This is a genomic window from Algibacter sp. L4_22 (assembly GCF_023473045.1).
GTDB lineage: Bacteria > Bacteroidota > Bacteroidia > Flavobacteriales > Flavobacteriaceae > Algibacter.
In genome coordinates this window covers 1-988 of sequence record NZ_JAMCOK010000051.1, presented here as the reverse complement: position 1 = coordinate 988, position 988 = coordinate 1, and the positions used below count along the sequence as shown (strand labels likewise).

Annotated in this window: 1 protein-coding gene; it reads right to left on the bottom strand. The window is 29.4% G+C overall.

Going from position 1 to position 988, the window contains the following annotated elements; genetic code table 11:
- Positions 1-97: 97 nt before the first annotated feature.
- Positions 98-814, bottom strand: a complete 717-nt coding sequence (locus tag M4I23_RS19540; RefSeq protein WP_249755533.1) for a CPBP family intramembrane glutamic endopeptidase — start codon at positions 812-814, stop codon at positions 98-100.
- Positions 815-988: the final 174 nt, after the last annotated feature.

Below are 988 nucleotides of genomic sequence, written 5' to 3'. Positions count from 1 at the left end.
TATGGTTAGTTGCGTGTTTCAGCAACTAATTTAGTAAACAAAAACGAACGCGAGAAAATTCCGAAGGAATTTTCCAAATAAGCAACGACCAAAGCAATTAATTATACACGGTGTTAGCTGTAGTACTTTTTATTCTATTATCATATTTCATAATCAAAATGGCACTTACCGCACTAATTATTATAATTGCTAATTTTTGTTTCATTTCGATTCCGCTCAATAATTCGTTTTGTAAAATATTAAAGAAAGCGTGAAATAAAGCCACAAATATTAATGATTTTGATTTGTCAGCTACATATCCAATTCCAAAACTACCTGCGAATAGAATTAGGAAAAAGATTAAATTGTTAAATGTCAGTTCAAAATTCAGATGCCAAATAAACCATAAAACAGTAATTATTAAATACTTGATTAGTTTGTTTAATTCGCTTAATTCCGATTGTAAATAATTCCTCCAACCATATTCCTCGAATAAGGCATAAACCAAGATTATTGCAATATATTTAGGTGCATTCAAATAAGGTTTTCCTGTATTCAAAATTCCGACTAATGAAAATAAAACTATCGGAATGCTAATAGCTAAAAGTGTTTTTAAAAATCCAATTCCTAACAGTTTTAGTTCGTTTGGTCTTTTAAGGAATTTTATAACAAAAAGTCCGCCTAAAAGTGGTCCGATTGCTTGTAACAAGACATTAATATAAAGATTTGAATTAGTAAAGAAATCAGGTTTAATTTCAGTTATGTAATATCTTAATCCGATTGCAATAATGTAAAATATCACAATTGCTGAAATTCTTTTGGTAGAATTTGTCATAATATTAAATTTTCTCCAAAGGAATATATTTTATTCAGTCGTTTCAATTTTAGTATTCTCAATTGTTGTTTTCGGGCGATGAGTTGGTATTACAGCTAACGTTTATGTATAAGAATAGTTGCGGGTTTGTATGCGAGGATTTTCCGAAGGAAAATCAGACGTTACAAACACGCA